Here is a 22,528-nt window from a genome sequence, read left to right as displayed (position 1 = left end):
GAGAGTCACCCAACAACGGCTTCTGTGGCAAGGCTTGCGCGCTTTCTTGTACGCACGGCGGCGCGTGGCGGGTAAACTGCGAGGCTTTCTTGAAGGAGTTCACATGAGCCAGTACCAGCCGGGCATTCTTGCCGCACCGGTGCCTTTGCAGGCACGTCATCTGTTTTTTGCCGTGGACTCCCTGGCCGCTGTACCTGCTGCGTTGGACGCACTGGCGCAGTGGGTGGATTCGGCCGCAGTGGTCGGTCTGGGTGAGCCGCTGGTCAACGCACTGGGCGCGCGGATCGAAGGGCTGCGCGCATTCCCGGCCATCAGCGGGCCGGGCGCGCAGAACCCCTCCACCCAGCAGGCGTTGTGGGTGTGGCTGCATGGCGTGGATCGCGGTGAATTGCTCTTGCGCAGCCGTGCGCTCGAGAAAGCCCTGGCCCCGGGGTTCCGCTTGGTGCAGTCGATCGAAGGCTTCCGCTACAAGAGCGGTTTTGACCTGACCGATTACGAAGACGGCACCGAAAACCCCCACGACGAGGCCGCCGTCGAAGCCGCGCTGACCGACAGCGGCGCCAGCTTCGCCGCGATCCAGCAATGGCAGCACGACCTCGATGGTTTCGCCGCGTTGCCTGCCCAGGAACGCGACCACATCATCGGTCGCCGCCACGGCGACAACGAAGAACTGGAAGACGCGCCCGAATCCGCCCACACCAAACGCACTGCCCAGGAAAGCTTCACCCCGGAAGCGTTCGTGGTGCGCCGCTCGATGCCCTGGGCGGAAAACGGTCAGGCCGGCTTGATGTTCCTCGCGTTCGGGCATTCCTTCGATGCGTTTGAAGCGCAACTGCGCCGCATGAGCGGGTTGGAAGACGGCATCGTCGACGGCCTGTACCGCATCAGCACACCGCTGACCGGCGGCTATTACTGGTGCCCGCCGCTCAAGGATGGGCGCCTGGACCTCAGTCGCATCCGGAGGTAACGCCCTTTTCAAGCTCGGGCGTTACTGACGCTCGGCCAAGATGGGCCAATGGCGCGAACGCCTAGCCGATTACCTCGACCTTGCCGCTGTGCAGCCTGTAGACACCGCCGACGATATTCAGTTTTCCCGTGGTCAGGGCGTCGGCCAGCAGGCTCGATTCCGCCTTGAGCCTTGCCACGGTGTCGATGACATTTTGCGCGATGGCGTTTTCGAGCACATCACCGGGCGCGTTCAGTACTTTGTTCACTGCCGGCTTGAATACGTTGGCCAGGTGTTGGATCTTTCCGGGAAACCTGGCGTTGTCTTTGACCGCCTTGACCCCAGCCGCAACGGCGCCGCAGCTGTCGTGCCCCAATACCATGATCAACGGTGTTCCCAGCACGGCCACGGCATATTCGAGGCTGGCGAGGCCGTCATCGGTCACGAAATTACCCGCCACCCGCACGGCGAAGAGATCGCCGCGGCCGGTGTCGAAGGCGTATTCGGGGGCAATTCTCGAATCGGCGCAGCTCAGTACGGCGGCGAACGGATTCTGCCCGCCCACCAAGGCCTCGCGCTCGCTCATGAAATCATGGCGCTTGGTAATCCCTTCGGTATACCGCTGGTTGCCCTCGATCAAACGTGTCAGGGCCTGCTCTGGGTTGAGTGTGTTGGCCGGTTTCGGTGCTGGTGCCGGTGCGGCGTGTGCCGTGGTTGGGGGCAGCGCGCCAGCCAGCAGGAGCGCGCTTGCGCCAACGGAGGTCAGACGCAGGAAATTTCGTCGGCCATGGTTAAACGGGGTATCAGCGGGCTTGCGAGTGTTGCACATTGACAAGGGCCTCGACGTAGGACGTTAGAGAAAGAGCGCCAAGGGTGCAAAGGATGCTCCGTAAAAGCAGTAGGAGGTTTCTGTGTGTAAGCGCGTGGCGGTGCATTCAACATGAAATTTTTGACAGTTAGCGCATTGGTCTCTGAAAAAAAATCACTGCAGCCCTTAATCTAGAGCCCTTTTTCACCTGAGTGTCGCTCATGTCTTCTGCTGTCGATGGGTTACCCTTGAATAAGCGCCTGCCGGCGGTGATCGCCATTTCCCTGGGCATCGGCATGGCGACCCTGGACACGGCCATCGTCAACACCGCGCTGCCGACCCTGGCCGACGGCATTGGCACCGACTCCGCTTCGGTGATCTGGGTGGTCAATGCCTACCAGTTGGCGATCATTGCCACGGTACTGCCCTTCGCTTCGCTGAGTGATGTGCTCGGGCACCGCCGGGTGTACCTCGGTGGTTTGCTGCTGTTTATTGTTTCGTCGCTGTTTTGCGGGATCGCCGGGTCGCTGGTGGCGCTCACGGCGGCGCGGGTGGTGCAGGGGCTCGGTGCGGCGGCGATCATGAGCGTCAACACGGCGTTGCTGCGGCATATCTACCCGTCGCGCATGCTCGGGCGCGGCCTGGGCTATAACTCGCTGGTGGTCGGGCTGGCGTTTACGCTCGGGCCGACGGCTGCGTCGGCGATTCTGTCGGTGGCGAGCTGGCACTGGCTGTACCTGATCAACGTGCCGCTGGGGTTGCTGGCGTTGATGTTGGGCCTGCGCTCATTGCCGGTTATTCCCGTGGCCGGGCATGCCTTCGATCGCCTCGCCGCGCTGTTGTGTGCCGGGCTGTTCGCCTTGCTGGTGCTTGGCCTGGGGACGGCGGTGCATGGCGCCCAAGGCGCATTGACCCTGGGCCTGATCGCGCTGGCGCTGGTGTGCGGCGCGTTGCTACTGCGCCGTCAGGCCGGGCACCCGGCGCCGATGCTGGCAGTGGACTTGTTCAGGCGCCCGGTGTTTGCGCTGTCTTCGCTCACGGCGATCTGCGCCTTCAGCGCCCAGGGCCTGGCCTTTGTGTCGCTGCCGTTTCTGCTGCAGGCGGTGCTTGGGCACAGCCAGGTGGAAACCGGTTTTCTGATGACGCCCTGGCCCGCGGTCGTGGCGGTGATGGCGTTGGTCGCCGGGCGCCTGGCAGACCGCGTGTCCCTGGGCCTGTTGTGCGGGATCGGCCTGTTGATGCTGAGCGTGGGCATGGCGGCCCTGGCGACGTTGCACAATGACGCATCGGCGTTCGAGATCGGCTGGCGCATGGCCTTGTGCGGGGCCGGTTTCGGGTTCTTCCAGTCACCCAACCTCAAGGCGTTGATGACCAGCGCACCCTTGGCGCGCAGTGGTGGGGCCAGTGGCATTGTGGCGATCTCGCGGTTGTTGGGGCAGACGCTGGGAGCGTCGCTGGTGGCTTTGTGTTTTCACTGGTCCCTGGGCAGCGGCCCGCACTACGCGTTGTGGTTGGGCTGTGCGTTTGCGTTGGTGGGCTGTGTGGCCAGCGGCCTGCGGTTGTTGCCGTATGACAAAAAGGTTTAATCGAGCGTTGTAAAAAGCTATTCGAGGAGGCTACGGTGGCGACCTGAATATTTCGGGATGTTTCAGATTTATGTCAAGCCAGGCCCAACGCACTGCCGACATCACCTCCCGCCGCGCCGCGCTGACCTTGGCTTTATGCCTGCCCAGTGACGTGTTGCTTTATCTGCTGCTGCCCATGGAATCCCAGGCGTTCGGCATCACGTTGGCCCAGGCCGGGGTGCTGCTGGCGGCCAACCGACTGGTGCGGATTTTCGGTTACCGGCATGTGCTTAATTTCTATGCCCGCCACGGCGATCGTCTGACCTGCATGATCGCCGCCGGTGCCGCGATGCTGTGCGCCCTGGGTAACTCGCTGCTGTCGGGCTTCGCTGCATTGTTGGGCTTGCGGCTGGTCTGGGGCTTGTGTTTTGCCGCGTTGAATCTGTCGACCCAAGTACTGGCGACCGCCGAGCCGACGGGCGCCGCACGCCGGGCAGGGCGCTCGCGGGCATTGATCGCCCTCGGGCCGATGCTTGCATTGCCACTCGGGGGCTGGCTGACCTTATCGGCCGGGCCGCGTCCGATCTTTCTGATTCTCGCCGGCTGCTGCCTGCTGGGCTTGTGGATGGCGCGGGGGTTGCCTACTGTCGGCCATGATTTGCACAGCAGTCCGGGGCGCCGTTTCAAGTGGCCCGACAGTGTGGCGCTGTGGTCGTTTATCGAAGGTGTGGCGCTGGATGGGCTGTTTATCTTTGGCCTGTCGATCCAGGCACAGAAGCTCCTCGGTGGCGACGCGGTGTTGATCGCCGGTGGCTTGATGGCCTTGCGTTATGTCTCGGAAATGCTCCTGAGCCCGTTGGGCGGTCGCGCGGCGCAACGCTTCGGTGCGACGTCGATGCTGTTGCTGTTTTCATTCCTGAGCGCGTTGGCCCTGGCTGCTTTCGGCAGTTATTGGGTGATCGTCGGCGCGGCCGCGGTGCTGGTGTTGCGGGCGTTGCAATTGCCCCTGGTGACGACTTTGGTGGCCGAGCGCAACCCCGGTTCGATGCGCGTGTCGGCATTGGCCTCCAATGCGGTGTGGCGCGATATCGGCGCCGGCCTCGGGCCGCTGCTGGCGGGGTTGTTGCTGCCGATAGCCGCGGCCCCTTGGGTGTTTGGCCTGGCGGGCGCAGCGATAGCCGTGAGCGCCGTGTTCTGCTGGCGGGCAAAGTGTTCCAACTGACAATGAGAGGCAGTGTGTGACCCGACAAGAAGACTTCGTGCGCGTGCTGGATGACGCCTACCGACACTGGACCGGCCAGGGCTTGCCGGCCCCCGAGCATCTGGACGCACAGCAACGCCTGAGCTGGCTGCACGCCGATGCGCCCTACAGCCTGCTGGCCCACGACGGCGCGGCGGACCCGCGGTTTACCTACGTCAATGCGTGCGCCGTGCAGTGCTTCAAATACCCGCGCGAGACCTTCATCGGCATGCCGTCACGCTTCAGTGCTTCGGAACTCGACCGCGCCGCGCGCCAGGTGTTGCTGGAGCACGTCAGCGCCAATGGTATCGCCCACGGCTACAGCGGCTGGCGGGTGGATGCGCATCAGCAGCCGTTCATGATCCATGCCGGTGTGGTGTGGACGTTGCTCGATGCCGCCGGCCTGCCGTGTGGGCAGGCGGCGCTGTTCTGGCCGGATGCGCAGCGCATCGGGGTGTTAACTTAAGCGCCTTTGAAACTGACCAGCCAGGACGGGTCGAAACGGGTTTGCTCGGTATCGAGCCCCAACGCTTGCATCTTCGCCTTATGTGCCTCGATCTCGCCGACCAACTGTGCCTGGGCGCTGGAGTTGGCGTCCAGCTCATGCATTTGCGTCAGCCCCAGGTGATAGAAACGCAGGACCTTGAGCGCCATCGGGTCATTGGCCTGCACGCGGTCGGTGACCTTGTGCATCACGTTGGTCACGCGCATCAGGCTGCGCTTGAGCTGCCAGCCATACACCGCCGGCGCCAGCCATGGCTGGGTCCAGAACGGGCCACGCACCAGGGCGAGGGTGATCAACACCCCGGCAAACACGCCACCCACGTTGTAGCGAAAGTTGTCGCCGCCAGCTTCGCCGAACAGCATCACCGCCAGGCTCGACAACAGCATCGCCAGGGCCACGAACAACACAGCCACGATTAACGTACTGCGGCGGGTCTGCTGGCGGTAGGTGATGGGGTCGCAGGGTTTGAGCTCGAACATCCGGGGGAAATCTCCTTGGCGTTTGTAGGGGATAGAGCAGGGCGGCATCTTCTCATGCTTGGCGACGGGTGTGCGCTAAACAAGTTGAACGATGGCTGATGCGGCGTTCTCTAAATCGGTGTAGGCCACCAATCCCTGTGAGGTGAACCATCATGACCGATTACAAGCAGCCCCCGCCCGGTACACCCGACCCGGATCGCACCCCCGGTGAAGAAGAGCGCGACAACGATGCGTTGCGTCCCAATGACCCGAAAGAGCGTGAGCAACAAGACGACGTGCAGCGCGTCGAGGACGACCTGGAAAACCTCCATGACAAGGCACGCCCGCTATAAGAGGAGACCGTGATGACCAAGCGCTCGGATGGTCCGCCTTCCAACGAACACGCAAGCGGCGCGGACGAACTGGGTTTCGACCCGGACTCGCCGGATGTGGCAGATCCCCAGGTCGATCCGATAGGACCGGCCATCGCGCCGTTGGATAAGGAGGATAAGCATGAGGCGAAAAAAAAGCCGCCCTACGATCCCTTGGGCGACTTGAAAAAGTAACCTAAGCCCCGCCATCGAGCGGGGTTTTGCTTATTTGGGCGGTGTCCAGTTGACGTCGGTGATGCCGTACTTCTCGGCCCAGGGCCGGGTGGTTTTTTTCACTTGTTCATGGCCGACCCGACCAATGCGGCTGACGTGTGCAATATCGGCATCAACCGCTGCCCAGTGCCAGGCCTCGGCGTTATTCATCACTTCTGCACGCACTACGAAGGACTTCGGTTGACCGTGCAGTTGGTAGGTAATGGTGTAGATTTTTGCGGTAATCATGTTGCCTCCCTGTCTTGTTATAGATGGATAGGAAAGCGTTCAAAAAGGTTCATTCAAAATGACAAATTACTGCGCCGGGCGTCATAGTGAGGCCTTCGCCACGCGCCCAAGGATCGCGTCATGTCCCGCCTGACCCATAGCCATCTGTACCTGCAACGCCTGGGCTACGATGCACCACCGCCGCCGACCCTGCAAACCTTGCAAGACCTGCAATTGCGGCATGTGTGTACGTTCGCCTTTGAAAGCCTGTCGACCCTGTTGCACTTGCCAGTGCCGATCGACCTGCCCAGTGTCGAGCAAAAAGTGTTGCTCGATGGCCGTGGTGGGTATTGCTATGAGCTGAATCAACTGTTCCTGGAACTGCTGCAGGAACTGGGCTTCGACGCACGCGGTATCACCGGACGGGTTGTGATGGGCGGGCCGCCGGACGCACACACCGCGCGTACCCATCGCCTGAGCCTGGTGACGGTGGACGGTGTGCGCTATATCAGCGACGTCGGCTTTGGCGGCATGGTGCCGAGCAGCCCGTTGCGCCTGGACTGCGAAGCGATCCAGGCCACCGCCCACGAACCCTATCGCCTGACCTGCAAGCAAGGCAGCTACACCTTGTGGGCCCAGGTCGGTGGGGAGTGGCGTGGCTTATATGTGTTCGACCTGCTGGTGCAGGCAGACATCGACTATGAAATCGGCAACTGGTATGTCTCCACGCATGCGGGTTCGCCGTTTCTCGGTCAGTTGAAAGTCGCGCTGTTAGCGCCGGGTAAGCGTCATACCTTGAACAACGGCCACTACGCGATGCACTCCCTGGACGGTCCCAGCGAAAAACGTGCGATAGCGAGTGCCGATGAACTGCTTGATTTGCTGCGCGGCACCTTTGGCCTTCGTCTGCCGGTCCATCAGCGACTGCGCGAAACGCTCGATGGTTTAGTGTTGGCCGATCTTTAGAGCCATTGAGCGCGCGCGTTCTCTGCCCCAGAAATGCAAAAACGGCACCCGAAGGTGCCGTTTTTGTTTACCACATACCGCTAAGCGATCAAACGCCCAGCACCGCGTGCTGCACCAGCGTGAGCAACGGTTGCGGGTACACGCCGAGGAAGAAGGCGAGCAGGGCGATGGCCAGCAGCATCACGCCGCCGGCTTTCTGTTCCCAGTGCAGCTCAGCATCCACACGGCGCAGGTTTGGCTCGATCAGGAACAGGGTGACCATCACGCGCAGGTAGTAGAACACGCCGATGGCGCTACCCAGGATGAGCGAGGCAACCAGCCACCATTGATGCGCTTCAACGCCGGTCGCGATGATGTAGAACTTGCCGATAAAGCCCGCAGTGAGCGGGATACCGGCCAGGGACAGCATCATCAGGGTCAACACGGCGGTCAGGTACGGACGGCGCCAGAACAGGCCGCGATACTCGTACAGGGCGTCGGCGTCACGGCCTTTGTAAGGCGAGGACATCAGGGTGATGACACCGAAGGCGCCGAGGCTGGTGATCACGTAGGTGGCCAGATACACGCCGATCGCTTCCAGGGCCAGACCTTTGCTCGCCACCAGGGCGATCAGCAGGTAGCCGAAGTGGGCGATGGACGAGTAACCCAGCAGACGCTTGAGGTTGTTCTGGGTCAGCGCCAGCAGGTTACCGAACAGGATCGACGCAACGGCGATCACGCTCAGTACGTCGCTCAACACGCCGGTGTTGGCCGCCGGGGAGATCTGGAACAGACGCACCACCACCGCAAACACCGCCACTTTCGTCGCCGTGGCCAGGAACGCAGCCACCGGCGCCGGAGCGCCTTCGTACACGTCCGGCGTCCACAGGTGGAAGGGCACCAGCGACAGTTTGAAGGCCAGGCCGATCAGCATCATCGCCAGGCCCAGTTGGGCGATCGGCGCAGGCATGCTGGTGGCCGCCAGGGCGTGGCCGATACCGGTGAAGCTCAGGCTGCCGGCTTCGGCGTAGAGCAGGGCCATACCAAACAACAGGAACGCGGAGCCGGCGGCCGACAGCACCATGTACTTGATGCCGGCTTCCAGGGAGCGCTTGTTGAAGAAGGCGTAGGCCACCAGGCCGTAGGTCGGGATCGACAGCAGTTCCAGGCCGATGAACAAGCCGGCCAGGTGCTGCGCGCTGACCAGCACGATACCGCCGGCCGCAGCCAGCAGGATCAGCAGGTACAGCTCTTCGCGGTTGCCCGGGTAGCCGGTGCCGCCTTCGCCGAGGTAGGCGTGGGCGAGGGTGACGCAGGCCAGGGTGGCGACGAGGATCAACGCGATATACAGCAGCGCGAAGTCATCGATCATCATCAGCGGGGTCACCGCCAGGGGGGCGACCTTGAGTGCCGGGATGATCGACAGCAAGGCCAGGTTCAAACCCGCGCAGGACAGCAGGAAGGTTTGCGCGTGATTGCGACGCCAGGCGATCGCCAGCATCACCACCACAATGGTGAGGCTGGTGATCAGCAGCGGCGCAAGCGCGATAAAGTGTTGGATCGTGAATTCCATAGCGCTCTTACCGGGCCGAAGCGAGTTGAGAGAAGGCGGTGCCGAACCACTGCTGCACGCCATGCATCGTTGCGGCAGAAGTGTCCAGGAACGGTTGTGGGTACACGCCGATGTAGATCAGCAGGACCGCCAGACCGAGCACCATGATCAGTTCGCGAGCATCCATCCCGTGCAGGACGGTGTCGGATTTGGCCGGACCGAAGTACGCACGGTGGATCATGATCAGCGAGTAAACCGAACCGAATACCAGGCCGGAAGTGGCGATGGCGCTGATCCACGGCGTTTGTACGAAGGTACCCATCAGGATCAGGAACTCGCCGATGAAGTTACCGGTGCCCGGCAAGCCCAGGGACGCGGCGGCAAAGAACAGGCTGATCGCCGGCAGGTAGGCGATGCGCGACCACACGCCACCCATCTCACGCATGTCACGGGTGTGCAGGCGCTCGTACAACTGGCCACTGAGGATAAACAGCGCGGCGGCCGAAATACCGTGGGCCAACATCTGGATCACGGCGCCTTGCAAGGCCAGTTGGCTGCCGGAGTAGATGCCGATCAGTACGAAACCCATGTGGGAAACGGACGAGAAGGCAATCAGACGCTTGATGTCGGTTTGCGCGAAGGCCAGGAATGCACCGTAGAAGATCCCGATCAGACCCAGGGTCATGGCGATCGGCGCGAACTCGGCCGAGGCATTCGGGAACAATGGCAGCGCAAAACGCAGCAGGCCGTAGGCCGCCGTCTTCAAGAGGATACCGGCCAGGTCCACGGAACCGGCGGTCGGCGCCTGGGCGTGAGCATCCGGCAGCCAGGAGTGGAACGGCACCACCGGCAGCTTCACCGCGAAGGCGATGAAGAAGCCCAGCATCAGGATGTACTCGGTGGTCAGGGACATCTTGGTTTTCAACAGATCGGCGTAGTTGAAGGTAATCACGCCCGTGCTGTTGAAGTTGACCAATACCAGACCCAGGATCGCCACCAACATGATCAGGCCGGAAGCCTGGGTGAAGATGAAGAACTTGGTCGCCGCGTAGATCCGGGTTTTCTTGCCGTCCGAAGAACTATGACCCCAGAGCGCGATGAGGAAGTACATCGGCACCAGCATCATTTCCCAGAAGAAGAAGAACATGAACAGGTCGAGGGCGAGGAACACGCCGACCACGCCGCCCAGGATCCACATCAGGTTCAGGTGGAAGAAGCCCACGTGACGCTGAATCTCTTTCCAGGAGCAGAGTACCGAGAGGACACCCAGCAGGCCGGTCAGCAGGATCATCAGCAACGACAGGCCGTCGAGGGCCAGGTGTACGTTGATGCCGAAGCGCTGGATCCAGACGTGCTTGAACTCAAGCGCCCAGGTCGGATCGGCGCCAGGCGCCGGAGCAAATGAATAGTCGCCATGGGCCCACAGCCAGAGGCCGAGAGCGAGTTCCAGGGACATGGTCAGCAACGCAATCCAGCGGGGGAGGGTGGCGCCGAAGCGTTCACCCATCCAGCAGAGCAGGCCGCCGATAAAGGGGATCAGGATTAGCCAGGGCAGAATCATGACGGGCTCGTTTCCTTTCGCAAGTTCGCAAAGTTCGCAATGTACTTAGACATGGTCAGACCGCTACCACAACGATGGCGCCGATCACCAGAACGGCACCCGCCGCCATGGAAGCTGCATACCAACGCAATTGGCCAGTCTCGCTGCGGCTCAGGGCGGTGTGGCCAGCCTTGGCGGCGCGCGGGATCAAACCGATGGTCTGGTCGAGCGGGTCTTTGCGCAGCACAAAGCTGATCGCAAGGTAAGGCTTGACGAACAGTTTGTCGTAGATCCAATCGAAGCCCCAGGCGGCGAACCACCAAGCCGACAGGAAGCGACCAATGCCACTGTTGGCGACGGCGGTGACGAAACGACGCTTGCCGAGGAACAGCAGGGCTGCGAGCAGGATACCGGCCACCGCGATGGCGCCTGAAGCGAGCTCCAGGCTGTGCTTGGCATCGCCGCCGGCATGGCCGACGCTTTCCGGCAGTACACCGGCCAGTGGCGGAGTGATCAAGGCGCCGATGAAGGTCGACAGGATGATCAGCACCGACAGCGGTAGCCAATGGGAGATGCCGTGGCCTGCGTGTGCTTCGGTCTTGGCTTCACCGTGGAAGGTGATGAAGATCAGGCGGAAGGTGTACAGCGAGGTCATGAACGCACCCACCAGGCCTGCGTAGAGCAGGTTCTGGTTACCGCTGGCAAAGGCTTCCCAGAGGATTTCGTCTTTCGAGTAGAAACCGGCGGTCACCAATGGCAGCGCAGAGAGTGCGGCGCCACCGACGATGAAGCTGGCGTAGGCCAGTGGCAATTTCTTCCACAGACCGCCCATCTTGAAGATGTTCTGCTCGTGGTGGCAGGCAACGATCACCGCACCGGAGGCGAGGAACAGCAGGGCCTTGAAGAAGGCGTGGGTCATCAGGTGGAAGATCGCCGAGTCCCAGGCACCGACGCCCAGGGCCAGGAACATGTAGCCGATCTGGCTCATGGTCGAGTAGGCGAGGATACGCTTGATGTCGGTCTGCACCAGCGCGGCGAAGCCGGCCAGTACCAGGGTCACGCCGCCGACCAGGCCCACCAGGTGCAGGACGTCCGGCGCCAGGGTGAACAGGCCGTGGGTCCGGGCGATCAGGTAGACACCGGCGGTCACCATCGTTGCGGCGTGGATCAGTGCCGAAACAGGCGTCGGGCCAGCCATCGCGTCCGCCAGCCAGGTTTGCAGTGGCAGTTGCGCGGATTTACCGACAGCGCCGCCCAGCAGCATCAGGGTCGCCAGGGTGATCCAGAAGTCGCCGACCTGGAATTTCTGCGGTGCCAGCACCAGCAGTTCCTGGATGTTCAACGTGCCCACCTGTTGGAACAGGATGAACAGGCCGATGGCCATGAACACGTCGCCGATCCGGGTCACGATAAAGGCTTTGAGTGCTGCGTTACCGTTGTTGCGGTTGCTGTAGTAGAAACCGATCAACAGGTACGAGCACAGGCCCACGCCTTCCCAGCCGAAGTACAGGAACAACAGGTTATCGCCCAGCACCAGGAACAGCATGCTGGCGATAAACAGGTTGGTGTATGCGAAGAAGCGCGAGTAACCGGCTTCACCGCGCATGTACCAGGACGCGAACAGGTGGATCAGGAAGCCTACACCCACCACCACGCCAAGCATGGTGATCGACAGGCCGTCGATGTAGAGGGCGAAGTTAGGCTTGAAGCCTTCCACCGACACCCACTGCCACAACACCAGGGTGTAGTGACCGCCTTCCGGCGGCGCAACGTTGAATTGCCAGATGACGTAGGCGGTGACAATCGCCGACAGGCCGATGGAGCCCACGCCGATCAGGGCCGAGAGGTTTTCCGACCAGCGTCCACGAGAGAACGACAGCAGCAGGAAACCGATCAGGGGAAATACGAAAGTCAGAAAGATCATGTTCATCCGCGCATCTCACTGGCAGCGTCGATATCAAGCGTGTGGAAGCGACGATACAGTTGCAGCAGGATCGCCAGGCCAATACTGGCCTCGGCGGCTGCCAGGCTGATCACCAGGATGAACATGACTTGTCCATCCGGCTGGCCCCAACGGCTACCTGCCACGATGAACGCCAGTGCCGCAGCGTTCATCATGACTTCCAGGCTCATCAACACGAACAAAATGTTACGGCGAACCATCAGGCCGACCAGGCCAAGGCAGAACAGGATGCCGGCGACCGCCAGACCATGCTCCAAAGGGATAGCAGGCATCGTCATTGCTCCTTGGCTTCGTTACGGCCCAAGTGGAAGGCGGTGATGGCCGCGGCGAGCAGCAGCATCGAAGCCAGTTCGACCACCAGCAGGTACGGGCCGAACAGGCTGACGCCCACGGCCTTCGCGTCAACGGTGGTGTGGCCGATGGCCTGGCCGCTCTGGTGAGCGAACAGGACATACAGCAGTTCAGCCAGCAGCAGCGCGGCGAGGATCACCGGGCCGAGCCAGATGCCGGGCTTGAGCCAGACGCGTTCCTGGGCGACCGAGGCCGGCCCTAGGTTGAGCATCATCACCACAAACACGAACAGCACCATGATGGCGCCAGCGTAGGCGATCACTTCCAGTACACCGGCGAACGGTGCGCCGAGGCTGAAAAAGGTCATGGCCACGGCGATCAGCGAAATGATCAGGTAGAGCAGGGCGTGCACGGGGTTGGTGTTAGTGACCACGCGAAGCGTGGACACCACTGCAATACCCGATGCGAAATAGAAAGCGAATTCCATCTTTCTTCCTTAAGGCAGCAAGCTCTTCACGTTGATCGGCTCGGCTTCGTTTTGTGCGGTGCCTTTCGGCTTACCGGCAACGGCCATACCTGCAACACGATAGAAGTTGTAATCAGGGTTTTTACCGGGACCAGAGATCAGCAGATCTTCTTTCTCGTACACCAGGTCCTGACGTTTGAACTCGGCCATCTCGAAATCCGGTGTGAGCTGGATCGCGGTGGTCGGGCAAGCTTCCTCGCAGAGGCCGCAGAAAATGCAGCGCGAGAAGTTGATGCGGAAGAAGTCCGGGTACCAGCGACCGTCTTCGGTTTCAGCTTTCTGCAGGGAGATGCAACCCACCGGGCATGCCACGGCGCACAGGTTGCAGGCTACGCAACGCTCTTCGCCATCGGGGTCGCGGGTCAGTACGATGCGGCCGCGATAGCGCGGCGGCAGGTACACCGCTTCTTCCGGGTATTGCAGGGTGTCGCGTTTGCGAAAGCCGTGACCGAACACCATCACCAGGCTTCGCAACTGGGTACCGGTACCCTTAACGATGTCGCCAATATATTTGAACATGGGTCAAATCCTCACTGAACCGCGCCCGCTGGCGTGTTCAACAACACAACGGCAGCAGTCACCAGCAAATTGATCAGGGTCAGCGGCAGGCAGAAGCGCCAGCTGAAATCCATCACCTGGTCATACCGTGGACGCGGAATGGAAGCGCGCAGCAGGATAAACAGCATGATGAAGAACGCGGTCTTCAGTAAGAACCAGAAGATCGCCAGCTGTGGCAGGATGCCGAACGGACCGTGCCAGCCGCCGAAGAACAGCGTGACCAGCAGGGCCGAGATCAAGATGATGCCGATGTACTCACCGACGAAGAACATGCCCCACTTCATGCCGGCATATTCAATGTGGTAACCGTCGGCCAGTTCCTGTTCCGCTTCCGGCTGGTCGAACGGGTGACGGTGAGTCACGGCGACGCCAGCGATGAAGAACGTGCAGAAGCCAAAGAACTGCGGAATGATGAACCACAGGTTCTGCGCCTGGTACTCGACGATGTCGCGCATGTTGAACGAGCCGACCTGCACCACGATGCCCATCAGCGCGAGGCCCATGAACACTTCGTAGGACACGGTCTGGGCCGAGGCCCGCAAGCTGCCCAGCAGGGCGAACTTGTTGTTACTGGCCCAACCGGCGAACAGTACCGCGTAGACCGACAAGCCGGCCATGGCGAAGAAGAACAGCAAGCCGATGTTCAGGTCCGCCACGCCCCAGGTCGGGGTGATCGGGATGATCGAGAAGGCGATCAGCAAGGCGCTCATGGCCACGACCGGTGCCAGGGTGAAGATCACCTTGTCGGCAAACGGTGGCGTCCAGTCTTCCTTGAAGAACATTTTCAGCATGTCGGCAGCGATCTGGAACATGCCGAACGGGCCAACGCGGTTCGGACCGTAACGGTCCTGCCACCAGCCCAGCAGGCGACGTTCGACGAAGCTGAGCAAAGCGCCCGCCACGACCACGGCCAACAGGATCACGATGGCCTTGACGACCGCAATGATCACATCGATGACTTCAGGGGTGAACCAGGTCATTGCGCTGCCTCCTGCAGACCGTCAACGGTTTGGCCAAAGATCGACGGTGGAATACCAGCGATGCCTTTTGGCAGTGCAACCAGGCCGGCACCCAACTCGTCGTTGATGCGCAGCGGCAGACGCAGGGTCTTGCCAGCGACATTCAGGCTGAGCAGGGCACCATCGTTGACGCCGAGACGGTCGGCTTCGGACTTGGCCAGGGACACGTAGGCCGCCGGGATGCGTTCTTGAACCGGTGCGGCTTTGGACGAGGTCTCGTCGCTGCCGAACAGGTGGAAGAACGGCACAACCTGCCAGGTGCCCTGGGCCGGGTTGAACGGCCGCGGTACGGCGGCGAACCAGTTCAACGCGTCGCCCTGGGGTTCGATCAGGCGGGTGCCCGGGTCGCCAGCGCGGATATGACCACCGACTTCGTCCTGGAACTTGTTCCAGGCCTGCGGCGAGTTCCAGCCCGGCGACCAGGCAAATGGCACCTGCTGACGTGGCTCGACCGAACCCGAGTAACCTTCCATGGAGAAGGCGAACGCGGTGTCGTTGTCTTGCGGAGTACGCGGTTCATGCACGCTGATGTCAGCGCGCATGGCGGTACGACCGGAGTAACGCAGCGGCTCACGGGCGAGTTTCATGCCCTTGATGCGGAACGCGGCGGACGGTGCAGCGTCAACGATGCGCGCCAGTTGCGGGGCGCTCGCCGCGACGGCTGCGGTGACGTGGTCGAGTTGGGTCCAGTCGATCGGCTGATTGAGCAGAGTCGAGCGCAGGGCATGCAGCCAGCGCCAGCCTTCGTGAACCAGGATGCTGGCGTCCATGTACTTCGGATCGAACACCTGGAAGAAGCGCTGGGCGCGGCCTTCCTGGCTGACCAGGGTGCCGTCGCCTTCAGCGAAGGTCGCGGCCGGCAAGACCAGGTCGGCACGCTCGCTGGTAGCGGTCTTCTGGTGGTCGGCGACGATCAGCACTTTGGCAGCGTTCAGCGCGGCGTCGACCTTGGCCGAATCCGTGCGGGTGTACAGGTCGTTTTCCAGCACTACCAGGGCGTCGGCTTTGCCGTCGATCACGGCTTGCAGGGCGCTGTCGACGGAGTCGCCACCGAGCATGGCCAGGCCGAGGCTGTTGGCTTCCGGCACGATCAGGCTGATGGAACCGTTCTTCTCGCGCAGCTTCAAAGCCTTGGCGATGTTGGCCGCCGCTTCGATCAGCGCCTTGGAACCCAGCGAGGTGCCGGCGATGATCAGTGGGCGCTTGGCCGCCAGCAGGGCGTCGGCGATGCGCTGGGCGAGTGCCACGGCTTCAGCGTCCAGGCCTTCAACGGCAGGCGCGCTGGCGTCAAGGGCATGGGCCACGGCGAAACCGAGGCGGGCCAGGTCATCTGGCGCTGCGTGTACGCATTCTTCGGCGATGTCGTCGAGCTTGGTTTCGGCCAGGCTGGCGATAAACAGCGGGTTCAGCGCGTGCTGGCCGATGTTTTTCACCGCGGCGTCGAGCCAAGGCTGTACGCGCATGGCGTCGGCCATGGCTTCGGCCTTGCCTTTGACCGACTGGCGCAGCGACAGAGCCATACGCGCGGCGGTCTGGGTCAGGTCTTCGCCGAGCACGAAGATTGCATCGTGGTCTTCGATGTCGCGCATGTTCGGCACGGGCAGCGGGCTGTCGTTCAGCACTTGCAGGACCAGGCGGATGCGCTCCAGTTCAGCGGCTTCGATACCGCAGTAGAAGTGCTCGGCGCCGACCAGTTCGCGCAACGCGTAGTTGCTTTCGAGGCTGGCGCGTGGCGAACCGATGCCGACGATGTTGCGACCGCGCAGCAGGTCGGCGGCTTTATCCAGGGCTTCGTCGGTGTTCAGCTTCGCGCCGCCGGCCAGCAGTGGCTGACGTGGGCGGTCTTCGCGGTTGACATAGCCATAGCCGAAACGGCCACGGTCGCACAGGAAGTACTGGTTGACCGAACCGTTGAAGCGGTTTTCGATGCGACGCAGTTCGCCGTAGCGCTCGCCCGGGGAGATGTTGCAACCGCTGGAGCAGCCATGGCAGATGCTCGGTGCGAACTGCATGTCCCACTTGCGGTTGTAGCGTTCGGAGTGAGTCTTGTCGGTGAACACGCCGGTCGGGCAGACCTCGGTGAGGTTGCCGGAGAACTCGCTTTCCAGTACGCCGTCTTCAACGCGACCGAAGTACACGTTGTCGTGGGCGCCGAATACGCCGAGGTCGGTGCCGCCGGCGTAGTCTTTATAGAAGCGCACGCAGCGGTAGCAGGCGATGCAGCGGTTCATTTCGTGGGAAATGAACGGGCCCAGTTCCTGGTTCTGGTGGGTGCGCTTGGTGAAGCGATAGCGGCGCTCGTTGTGGCCGGTCATCACCGTCATGTCTTGCAGGTGGCAGTGACCGCCTTCCTCACAGACCGGGCAGTCGTGCGGGTGGTTGGTCATCAGCCATTCGACGACACTGGCGCGGAACGCCTTGGATTCTTCATCGTCGATGGAGATCCAGGTGTTGTCGGTGGCTGGGGTCATGCAGGACATGACGATGCGACCACGGGTGTCGTTTTCGTCGGTGTACTGCTTGACCGCACACTGGCGACAGGCACCGACGCTACCAAGCGCGGGGTGCCAGCAGAAATAAGGGATGTCGAGGCCTAGTGACAGACACGCCTGTAACAGGTTGTCCGCCCCATCGACTTCGAGCGCTTTGCCGTCTACGTGGATAGTGGCCATGGTTCAAAGATCTTCGTTGGCCCGTTGTCAGCGGGCGTGGCTAATGGAATCTTGTTATTCATGTGCATCAACACAGCCTTGACGGCGTCAGCACATGACGAGGCGAGGGGCACGGACCCTTCGCCTGTTTAAGCGTTACGCGCCGACTACGATCGGCCTCGCCAGAGGCGGGACGGCGGCGCTGGTAGGCGCGATGCCGGCTTCGAACTCCGAGCGGAAATATTTGATTGCGCTGCCCAATGGCTCCACGGCGCCCGGTGCGTGAGCACAGAAGGTCTTGCCTGGGCCGAGGAAACCGACCAGCCCCAGCAGGGTTTCGATGTCACCCTCGCGGCCTTCGCCTTTTTCCAGGGCCATCAGCAGCTTGACGCTCCACGGCAGACCGTCGCGGCACGGGGTGCAGAAACCGCAGGATTCACGGGCAAAGAACTGCTCCATGTTGCGCAGCAGCGAGACCATGTTCACGGTGTTGTCCACCGCCATCGCCAGGCCAGTACCCATCCGGGTGCCGACCTTGCCGATGCCGCCGGCATACATCTGTGCGTCGAGGTGCTCGGGGAGCAGGAAGCCGGTGCCGGCGCCGCCTGGCTGCCAGGCCTTGAGGGTGTAGCCGTCGCGCATGCCGCCGGCGTAGTCCTCGAACAGCTCGCGCGCGGTCACGCCGAATGGCAGTTCCCACAGGCCAGGGTTCTTGACCTTGCCGGAGAAGCCCATGAGCTTGGTGCCCATGTCTTCACTGCCTTCGCGGGCCAACGATTTGTACCAGTCCACGCCGTCGGCAATGATCGCCGGCACGTTGCACAGGGTTTCGACGTTGTTCACGCAAGTCGGCTTGCCCCACACGCCAACGGCGGCAGGGAAGGGCGGCTTGGAACGCGGGTTGGCGCGGCGGCCTTCGAGGGAGTTGATCAGTGCGGTTTCTTCACCGCAGATATAACGCCCGGCGCCGGTGTGTACGAACAGTTCGAAGTCGAAACCCGAACCGAGGATGTTCTTGCCCAGCAGGCCTGCAGCCTTGGCTTCTTGTACCGCACGGTTGAGGTTCTTGGCGGCGGTGGTGTATTCGCCACGCAGGAAGATGTAGCCACGGTAGGTTTTCAGCGCGCGGGCGCTGATCAGCATGCCTTCGATCAGCAGATGGGGCAGTTGCTCCATCAGCATGCGGTCTTTCCAGGTGTTCGGCTCCATTTCATCCGCGTTGCACAGCAGGTAGCGGATGTTGATGGATTCGTCTTTGGGCATCAGGCCCCACTTCACGCCAGTGGGGAAGCCTGCACCGCCGCGGCCCTTGAGGCCGGCGTCCTTCACGGTCTGGACGATATCGTCCTGAGCCATGTCGGCAAACGCTTTGCGCGCAGCCGCGTAACCGTTCTTGGCCTGGTACTCCTCGAGCCATACGGGCTCGGCATCGTCACGCAGGCGCCAGGTCAGCGGGTGAGTCTCGGGCGACCGCTTGATGCGGTTGGCCGGGCCGAAGGAAGTCAGGGTCATGGGTAGCCCTCGAGCAATTGGGTCACGCCAGCAGGCTGCACGTCACCGAATGTGTCGTCGTCGATCATCAACGCCGGCGCCTTGTCGCAGTTGCCCAGGCAGCACACCGGCAGCAGCGTGAAGCGGCCGTCCGGGGTGGTTTGGCCGAGGCCGATGCCCAGCTTGTTCTGGATCTCGCTGACCACCGACTCGTGACCACCGATGTAGCAGACCATGCTGTCGCAAACGCGAATGATGTGGCGGCCCACGGGCTGGCGGAAGATCTGGCTGTAGAACGTGGCCACGCCTTCAACATCGCTGGCGGGGATGCCGAGGATCTCGCCGATGGCGTAGAGGGCGCCGTCCGGCACCCAGCCACGTTCCTTCTGGACGATCTTCAAGGCTTCGATCGACGCCGCGCGCGGGTCTTCATAGTGATGGAGCTCGTGCTCGATGGCCGAGCGCTCGGTTTCACTCAAGGTGAAACGGTCTGTCTGGATAAGCGTGTTATTCATGCTTAGCGGTCCACGTCGGCCATAACGAAATCGATACTACCCAGGTACGCAATCAAGTCCGCGACCATCTCGCCTTTGATCACCGAAGGGATCTGCTGCAAGTGCGGGAAGCTTGGAGTACGAATCCGGGTGCGGTAGCTCATGGTGCCGCCATCGCTCGTCAGGTAATAACTGTTGATACCCTTGGTCGCTTCGATCATCTGGAAGGATTCGTTGGCCGGCATGACCGGGCCCCACGAAACTTGCAGGAAGTGCGTGATCAGGGTTTCGATGTGCTGCAGCGTGCGCTCTTTCGGCGGCGGCGTGGTCAGCGGGTGATCCGCCTTGTACGGGCCGGCCGGCATGTTGCGCATGCACTGCTCGATGATTTTCAGGCTCTGGCGCATTTCTTCGACGCGCACGATGCAACGGTCGTAGGCATCGCCGTTGGCCGCCAGCGGGACTTCGAATTCGAAGTTCTCGTAGCCGGAGTACGGGCGCGCTTTACGCAGGTCGAAATCGCAACCGGTGGAACGCAAGCCTGCACCGGTGACGCCCCATTCCAGGGCCTCTTTGGTGTTGTAGGCCGCGACGCCGATGGTGCGGCCCTTGAGGATGCTGTTGTCCAGGGCGGCTTTCTGGTACTCGTCCAGACGCTTGGGCATCCAGTCGATGAATTCCTTGACCAGACGCTCCCAACCATTGGGCAGGTCATGGGCCACACCGCCGATGCGGTACCAGGCCGGGTGCAGGCGGAAACCGGTGACGGCTTCGATGACCTTGTAGGCGCGCTGACGGTCGGTGAAGGTGAAGAACACCGGGGTCATGGCGCCGACGTCCTGGATATAGGTACCCAGGAACAGCAGGTGGCTGGTGATCCGGAAGAACTCGGCCATCATGATGCGGATGGTATCGACGCGGTCCGGTACCTTGATGCCGGCCAGCTTCTCGACCGAGAGCACGTAAGGCAGGTTGTTCATCACGCCGCCGAGGTAGTCGATACGGTCGGTGTACGGGATGAAGCTGTGCCAGGACTGGCGCTCGGCCATCTTCTCGGCACCACGGTGGTGGTAACCGACGTCTGGCACGCAGTCGACGATTTCTTCGCCGTCCAGTTGCAGGATGATGCGGAAGGCACCGTGCGCTGAAGGGTGGTTCGGGCCCAGGTTGAGGAACATGTAGTCCTCGTTGGTGCCGGAACGCTTCATGCCCCAGTCTTCCGGACGGAAGCGCGCGGCTTCTTCTTCAAGCTGCTGCTTGGCAAGCGTCAGGCTGAACGGATCGAATTCGGTGGCGCGGGCAGGGAAGTCCTTGCGCAGCGGGTGACCTTCCCAGGTCGGCGGCATCATGATGCGCGACAGGTGCGGGTGGCCTGGGAAGTCGATGCCGAACATGTCCCACACTTCGCGCTCGTACCAGTTGGCGTTTGGCCAGATACCGGTCACGGTCGGCACGCTCAGATCGCTCTCGGACAGGGCGACCTTGATCATCACGTCGCTGTTACGTTCCAGCGACATCAGGTGGTAGAACACGGTGAAATCGGCGCCGCTCGGCAGTCCCTGGCGCTTGGTGCGCAGGCGCTCGTCCACGCCATGCAGGTCATAGAGCATGACGTATGGCTTGGGCAGGTTGCGCAGGAAGGTCAGGACTTCGACGAGCCTGGCACGCGCCACCCACAGCACCGGCATACCGGTACGTGTGGCCTGGGCGGTGAAGGCGTCAGGGCCAAAACGGTTATTGAGTTCGACGACCACATCCTGGTCGTCTGCCTTATAAGGCGGGATGTACAGAGCACTGCCTGTAGTCATGGTTTTTTATCGCTTTCGGTCAACGTAAAGAATGAAGCCAGGTTTTCGTTCTATAAAAGAAGCGGCTCTGGATCAGACTTCGTCGGGGCTGCGCAGGTTGGTGACCTGAATACGCTGTTCGCGGCGCTGTTCCTTTTGTGACGGCATCTCGGCGCGGTAAACGCCTTGATCTCCGACAACCCAGGAAAGTGGGCGACGCTCCTTGCCAATCGATTCCTGCAACAGCATCAAGCCTTGCAAAAATGCTTCAGGGCGGGGCGGGCAGCCAGGCACGTAGACGTCCACGGGCAGGAACTTGTCCACCCCCTGAACAACGGAATAGATGTCGTACATGCCACCGGAGTTGGCGCACGAACCCATGGAGATAACCCACTTTGGCTCGAGCATTTGCTCGTAGAGACGCTGAATGATCGGCGCCATCTTGATAAAGCAGGTTCCGGCGATAACCATGAAATCCGCCTGACGCGGCGAGGCCCGGATCACTTCGGCGCCAAAGCGCGCGATGTCGTGGGGCGCCGTGAAGGCGGTGGTCATTTCCACGTAGCAGCAGGACAGACCGAAGTTGTACGGCCACAGGGAGTTTTTACGCCCCCAGTTGACCGCGCCGCTCAGCACGTCTTCCAGCTTGCCCATGTAGATGTTTTTGTGGACTTGGTCTTCTAACGGATCGGAAACGGTTTCCCGTTCGCCGATGGGGTACTGCTCGTTAGGAGCATCCGGGTCGATCCTGGTGAGATTGTATTGCATCGCCAAAGCCTCATTGTTTCAGCTTCGCTTGCCGCTTGCGACGAGCTTCCGGAGCCCAATCAAGGGCGCCCACTCGAAATAGGTAGACAAGGCCTGCCAACAGAATTGCTATGAAAACGAGGGCTTCGACGAATCCGGTCCAGCCGCTTTCGCGGACGGACACAGACCAGGCAAAGAGAAAGAGGGCTTCGATATCGAAGATCACGAACAGCATCGCGACCAGATAGAATTTGGCTGAGAGCCGCAAGCGGGCGCCACCTGTGGGCAGCATGCCGGACTCGAACGGTTCGTTTTTGCTGCGGCCCCAGGCTTTTGACCCGAGTAGGCTGGAGACGCCGAGCATGAAGGCACAGAGGCCGACAACACCGAGGAGGAAAATGGCAAAGCCCCAGTTGTGGGCCATGAGTCCTGTCGCTTCGGTCATGCTGGTAATCCTTAACAGAGAGCAAAGGTCTCTGAGCTCGAAAAAGTAACAATGCAGTGACGATATGTCGCAGCGGAATCAATCGCGGTGATTTTATGGCTAAACACCGGGCAAGTAAAATTCCTATAGCGAAATTATTCGGTGGAATAAGCACATAGTACACCTCCGTAGGGCTGCAGCCCTTG

The 22,528-nt window shown here is 61.6% G+C and carries 23 protein-coding genes; 7 read left to right on the top strand and 16 right to left on the bottom strand.

The features are described from left to right. Window positions 1–103: 103 nt before the first annotated feature. Complete coding sequence (locus J2Y83_RS16660) at window positions 104–967, top strand: Dyp-type peroxidase (RefSeq protein WP_253396797.1); 864 nt, start codon at window positions 104–106, stop codon at window positions 965–967. A gap of 61 nt (window positions 968–1,028) precedes the next feature. Here the strand turns inward: J2Y83_RS16660 and J2Y83_RS16655 are convergent, their stop codons facing one another. Continuing rightward, window positions 1,029–1,775, bottom strand: coding sequence for a carbonic anhydrase (locus J2Y83_RS16655; RefSeq protein WP_253396795.1), 747 nt, complete (start codon window positions 1,773–1,775; stop codon window positions 1,029–1,031). Window positions 1,776–1,975: 200 nt separating this feature from the next. Between J2Y83_RS16655 and J2Y83_RS16650 the strand changes: the two genes are divergently transcribed. From J2Y83_RS16650 to J2Y83_RS16640, 3 genes are all read left to right on the top strand, one after another. Continuing rightward, the gene (locus tag J2Y83_RS16650) at window positions 1,976–3,340 is read left to right on the top strand and encodes an MFS transporter (RefSeq protein WP_253396793.1); all 1,365 of its coding nucleotides are present in this window, start codon (window positions 1,976–1,978) and stop codon (window positions 3,338–3,340) included. Between the two features lie 70 nt (window positions 3,341–3,410). Continuing rightward, entirely contained in the window at window positions 3,411–4,541 is a 1,131-nt protein-coding gene (locus J2Y83_RS16645; protein ID WP_253396790.1) for an MFS transporter, read from the top strand. A gap of 43 nt (window positions 4,542–4,584) precedes the next feature. After that, window positions 4,585–5,025 (top strand): MEKHLA domain-containing protein, encoded by a 441-nt coding sequence (locus tag J2Y83_RS16640; RefSeq protein ID WP_373423812.1) that lies wholly within the window; start codon window positions 4,585–4,587, stop codon window positions 5,023–5,025. On the opposite strand, the gene J2Y83_RS16635 is transcribed toward J2Y83_RS16640, so the two are convergent. Beyond that, window positions 5,022–5,543, bottom strand: a complete 522-nt coding sequence (locus J2Y83_RS16635; protein ID WP_253396786.1) for a DUF3087 domain-containing protein — start codon at window positions 5,541–5,543, stop codon at window positions 5,022–5,024. The two genes, J2Y83_RS16640 and J2Y83_RS16635, sit on opposite strands and share 4 nt — an antisense overlap. A gap of 152 nt (window positions 5,544–5,695) precedes the next feature. Between J2Y83_RS16635 and J2Y83_RS16630 the strand changes: the two genes are divergently transcribed. Both J2Y83_RS16630 and J2Y83_RS16625 read left to right on the top strand, forming a co-directional pair. Then, complete coding sequence (locus tag J2Y83_RS16630; protein ID WP_247396853.1) at window positions 5,696–5,875, top strand: hypothetical protein; 180 nt, start codon at window positions 5,696–5,698, stop codon at window positions 5,873–5,875. A 12-nt stretch (window positions 5,876–5,887) separates the two neighbouring features. Further along, window positions 5,888–6,088, top strand: a complete 201-nt coding sequence (locus J2Y83_RS16625) for a DUF6021 family protein (RefSeq protein ID WP_253396784.1) — start codon at window positions 5,888–5,890, stop codon at window positions 6,086–6,088. A gap of 30 nt (window positions 6,089–6,118) precedes the next feature. On the opposite strand, the gene J2Y83_RS16620 is transcribed toward J2Y83_RS16625, so the two are convergent. Further along, the gene (locus tag J2Y83_RS16620) at window positions 6,119–6,355 is read right to left on the bottom strand and encodes a DUF6555 family protein (protein ID WP_247396850.1); all 237 of its coding nucleotides are present in this window, start codon (window positions 6,353–6,355) and stop codon (window positions 6,119–6,121) included. Between the two features lie 120 nt (window positions 6,356–6,475). On the opposite strand from J2Y83_RS16620, the gene J2Y83_RS16615 reads away from it, so the two are divergent. After that, entirely contained in the window at window positions 6,476–7,300 is an 825-nt protein-coding gene (locus J2Y83_RS16615) for an arylamine N-acetyltransferase family protein (RefSeq protein ID WP_253396781.1), read from the top strand. A gap of 88 nt (window positions 7,301–7,388) precedes the next feature. On the opposite strand, the gene nuoN is transcribed toward J2Y83_RS16615, so the two are convergent. The 13 genes from nuoN to J2Y83_RS16550 form a co-directional block, all read right to left on the bottom strand. Then, window positions 7,389–8,852, bottom strand: coding sequence for an NADH-quinone oxidoreductase subunit NuoN (nuoN, locus tag J2Y83_RS16610; RefSeq protein WP_253396779.1), 1,464 nt, complete (start codon window positions 8,850–8,852; stop codon window positions 7,389–7,391). A gap of 7 nt (window positions 8,853–8,859) precedes the next feature. After that, window positions 8,860–10,392 (bottom strand): NADH-quinone oxidoreductase subunit M, encoded by a 1,533-nt coding sequence (nuoM, locus tag J2Y83_RS16605; protein ID WP_247396842.1) that lies wholly within the window; start codon window positions 10,390–10,392, stop codon window positions 8,860–8,862. A gap of 55 nt (window positions 10,393–10,447) precedes the next feature. Continuing rightward, the gene (gene nuoL, locus J2Y83_RS16600; RefSeq protein WP_253396777.1) at window positions 10,448–12,301 is read right to left on the bottom strand and encodes an NADH-quinone oxidoreductase subunit L; all 1,854 of its coding nucleotides are present in this window, start codon (window positions 12,299–12,301) and stop codon (window positions 10,448–10,450) included. Then, window positions 12,298–12,606 carry an NADH-quinone oxidoreductase subunit NuoK gene (gene nuoK / locus J2Y83_RS16595; protein ID WP_026140165.1) on the bottom strand — a complete coding sequence of 103 codons (309 nt, stop codon included), beginning with the start codon at window positions 12,604–12,606 and terminating at the stop codon, window positions 12,298–12,300. Before nuoK ends, nuoL begins: the two co-directional genes overlap by 4 nt. A 2-nt stretch (window positions 12,607–12,608) precedes the next feature. Beyond that, window positions 12,609–13,112, bottom strand: coding sequence for an NADH-quinone oxidoreductase subunit J (gene nuoJ, locus J2Y83_RS16590; protein WP_247396832.1), 504 nt, complete (start codon window positions 13,110–13,112; stop codon window positions 12,609–12,611). A 9-nt stretch (window positions 13,113–13,121) separates the two neighbouring features. After that, on the bottom strand, window positions 13,122–13,670 hold the full coding sequence (gene nuoI, locus J2Y83_RS16585) for an NADH-quinone oxidoreductase subunit NuoI (RefSeq protein ID WP_253396775.1): 549 nt from the start codon (window positions 13,668–13,670) through the stop codon (window positions 13,122–13,124). Between the two features lie 11 nt (window positions 13,671–13,681). Beyond that, window positions 13,682–14,689 carry an NADH-quinone oxidoreductase subunit NuoH gene (gene nuoH, locus J2Y83_RS16580; protein WP_017848062.1) on the bottom strand — a complete coding sequence of 336 codons (1,008 nt, stop codon included), beginning with the start codon at window positions 14,687–14,689 and terminating at the stop codon, window positions 13,682–13,684. Next, entirely contained in the window at window positions 14,686–17,400 is a 2,715-nt protein-coding gene (gene nuoG / locus J2Y83_RS16575) for an NADH-quinone oxidoreductase subunit NuoG (protein WP_108525105.1), read from the bottom strand. Before nuoG ends, nuoH begins: the two co-directional genes overlap by 4 nt. A 135-nt stretch (window positions 17,401–17,535) precedes the next feature. After that, on the bottom strand, window positions 17,536–18,891 hold the full coding sequence (gene nuoF / locus J2Y83_RS16570) for an NADH-quinone oxidoreductase subunit NuoF (protein WP_247397094.1): 1,356 nt from the start codon (window positions 18,889–18,891) through the stop codon (window positions 17,536–17,538). Next, window positions 18,888–19,385: an NADH-quinone oxidoreductase subunit NuoE gene (gene nuoE / locus J2Y83_RS16565; RefSeq protein ID WP_017848059.1), complete on the bottom strand. Its 498-nt coding sequence runs from the start codon at window positions 19,383–19,385 to the stop codon at window positions 18,888–18,890. The genes nuoF and nuoE overlap by 4 nt, the downstream gene beginning before the upstream one ends. 2 nt (window positions 19,386–19,387) lie before the next feature. After that, entirely contained in the window at window positions 19,388–21,172 is a 1,785-nt protein-coding gene (gene nuoC, locus J2Y83_RS16560) for an NADH-quinone oxidoreductase subunit C/D (RefSeq protein WP_253396773.1), read from the bottom strand. Window positions 21,173–21,244: 72 nt separating this feature from the next. After that, a complete protein-coding gene (locus tag J2Y83_RS16555) occupies window positions 21,245–21,919 on the bottom strand; it encodes a NuoB/complex I 20 kDa subunit family protein (RefSeq protein ID WP_003219572.1) in 675 nt (224 codons plus the stop codon). Window positions 21,920–21,929: 10 nt separating this feature from the next. After that, window positions 21,930–22,343, bottom strand: coding sequence for an NADH-quinone oxidoreductase subunit A (locus J2Y83_RS16550; RefSeq protein ID WP_003219575.1), 414 nt, complete (start codon window positions 22,341–22,343; stop codon window positions 21,930–21,932). Window positions 22,344–22,528 lie beyond the last annotated feature (185 nt).

Origin of the sequence: Pseudomonas marginalis (genome assembly GCF_024169655.1) — a bacterium.
Classification (GTDB): domain Bacteria; phylum Pseudomonadota; class Gammaproteobacteria; order Pseudomonadales; family Pseudomonadaceae; genus Aquipseudomonas; species Aquipseudomonas paraveronii.
The sequence above is the reverse complement of the archived record's forward strand: the minus strand, read 5'-3'. Positions and strand labels throughout refer to the sequence as shown.

Coding starts and splice junctions, on each gene's coding strand:
- J2Y83_RS16625 (WP_253396784.1), top strand. CDS start 5,888: ATGACCAAGCGCTCGGATGGTCCGCCTTCCAACGAACACGCAAGCGGC.
- J2Y83_RS16555 (WP_003219572.1), bottom strand. CDS start 21,919: ATGCAATACAATCTCACCAGGATCGACCCGGATGCTCCTAACGAGCAG.
- nuoG (WP_108525105.1), bottom strand. CDS start 17,400: ATGGCCACTATCCACGTAGACGGCAAAGCGCTCGAAGTCGATGGGGCG.
- J2Y83_RS16635 (WP_253396786.1), bottom strand. CDS start 5,543: ATGTTCGAGCTCAAACCCTGCGACCCCATCACCTACCGCCAGCAGACC.
- nuoC (WP_253396773.1), bottom strand. CDS start 21,172: ATGACTACAGGCAGTGCTCTGTACATCCCGCCTTATAAGGCAGACGAC.
- J2Y83_RS16660 (WP_253396797.1), top strand. CDS start 104: ATGAGCCAGTACCAGCCGGGCATTCTTGCCGCACCGGTGCCTTTGCAG.
- nuoK (WP_026140165.1), bottom strand. CDS start 12,606: ATGCCTGCTATCCCTTTGGAGCATGGTCTGGCGGTCGCCGGCATCCTG.
- J2Y83_RS16645 (WP_253396790.1), top strand. CDS start 3,411: ATGTCAAGCCAGGCCCAACGCACTGCCGACATCACCTCCCGCCGCGCC.
- nuoN (WP_253396779.1), bottom strand. CDS start 8,852: ATGGAATTCACGATCCAACACTTTATCGCGCTTGCGCCGCTGCTGATC.
- J2Y83_RS16615 (WP_253396781.1), top strand. CDS start 6,476: ATGTCCCGCCTGACCCATAGCCATCTGTACCTGCAACGCCTGGGCTAC.
- nuoM (WP_247396842.1), bottom strand. CDS start 10,392: ATGATTCTGCCCTGGCTAATCCTGATCCCCTTTATCGGCGGCCTGCTC.
- nuoL (WP_253396777.1), bottom strand. CDS start 12,301: ATGAACATGATCTTTCTGACTTTCGTATTTCCCCTGATCGGTTTCCTG.
- J2Y83_RS16620 (WP_247396850.1), bottom strand. CDS start 6,355: ATGATTACCGCAAAAATCTACACCATTACCTACCAACTGCACGGTCAA.
- nuoE (WP_017848059.1), bottom strand. CDS start 19,385: ATGAATAACACGCTTATCCAGACAGACCGTTTCACCTTGAGTGAAACC.
- nuoI (WP_253396775.1), bottom strand. CDS start 13,670: ATGTTCAAATATATTGGCGACATCGTTAAGGGTACCGGTACCCAGTTG.
- J2Y83_RS16550 (WP_003219575.1), bottom strand. CDS start 22,343: ATGACCGAAGCGACAGGACTCATGGCCCACAACTGGGGCTTTGCCATT.
- J2Y83_RS16650 (WP_253396793.1), top strand. CDS start 1,976: ATGTCTTCTGCTGTCGATGGGTTACCCTTGAATAAGCGCCTGCCGGCG.
- J2Y83_RS16655 (WP_253396795.1), bottom strand. CDS start 1,775: ATGTGCAACACTCGCAAGCCCGCTGATACCCCGTTTAACCATGGCCGA.
- nuoJ (WP_247396832.1), bottom strand. CDS start 13,112: ATGGAATTCGCTTTCTATTTCGCATCGGGTATTGCAGTGGTGTCCACG.
- nuoF (WP_247397094.1), bottom strand. CDS start 18,891: ATGACCCTGACTTCCTTCGGCCCGGCCAACCGCATCAAGCGGTCGCCC.
- J2Y83_RS16630 (WP_247396853.1), top strand. CDS start 5,696: ATGACCGATTACAAGCAGCCCCCGCCCGGTACACCCGACCCGGATCGC.
- nuoH (WP_017848062.1), bottom strand. CDS start 14,689: ATGACCTGGTTCACCCCTGAAGTCATCGATGTGATCATTGCGGTCGTC.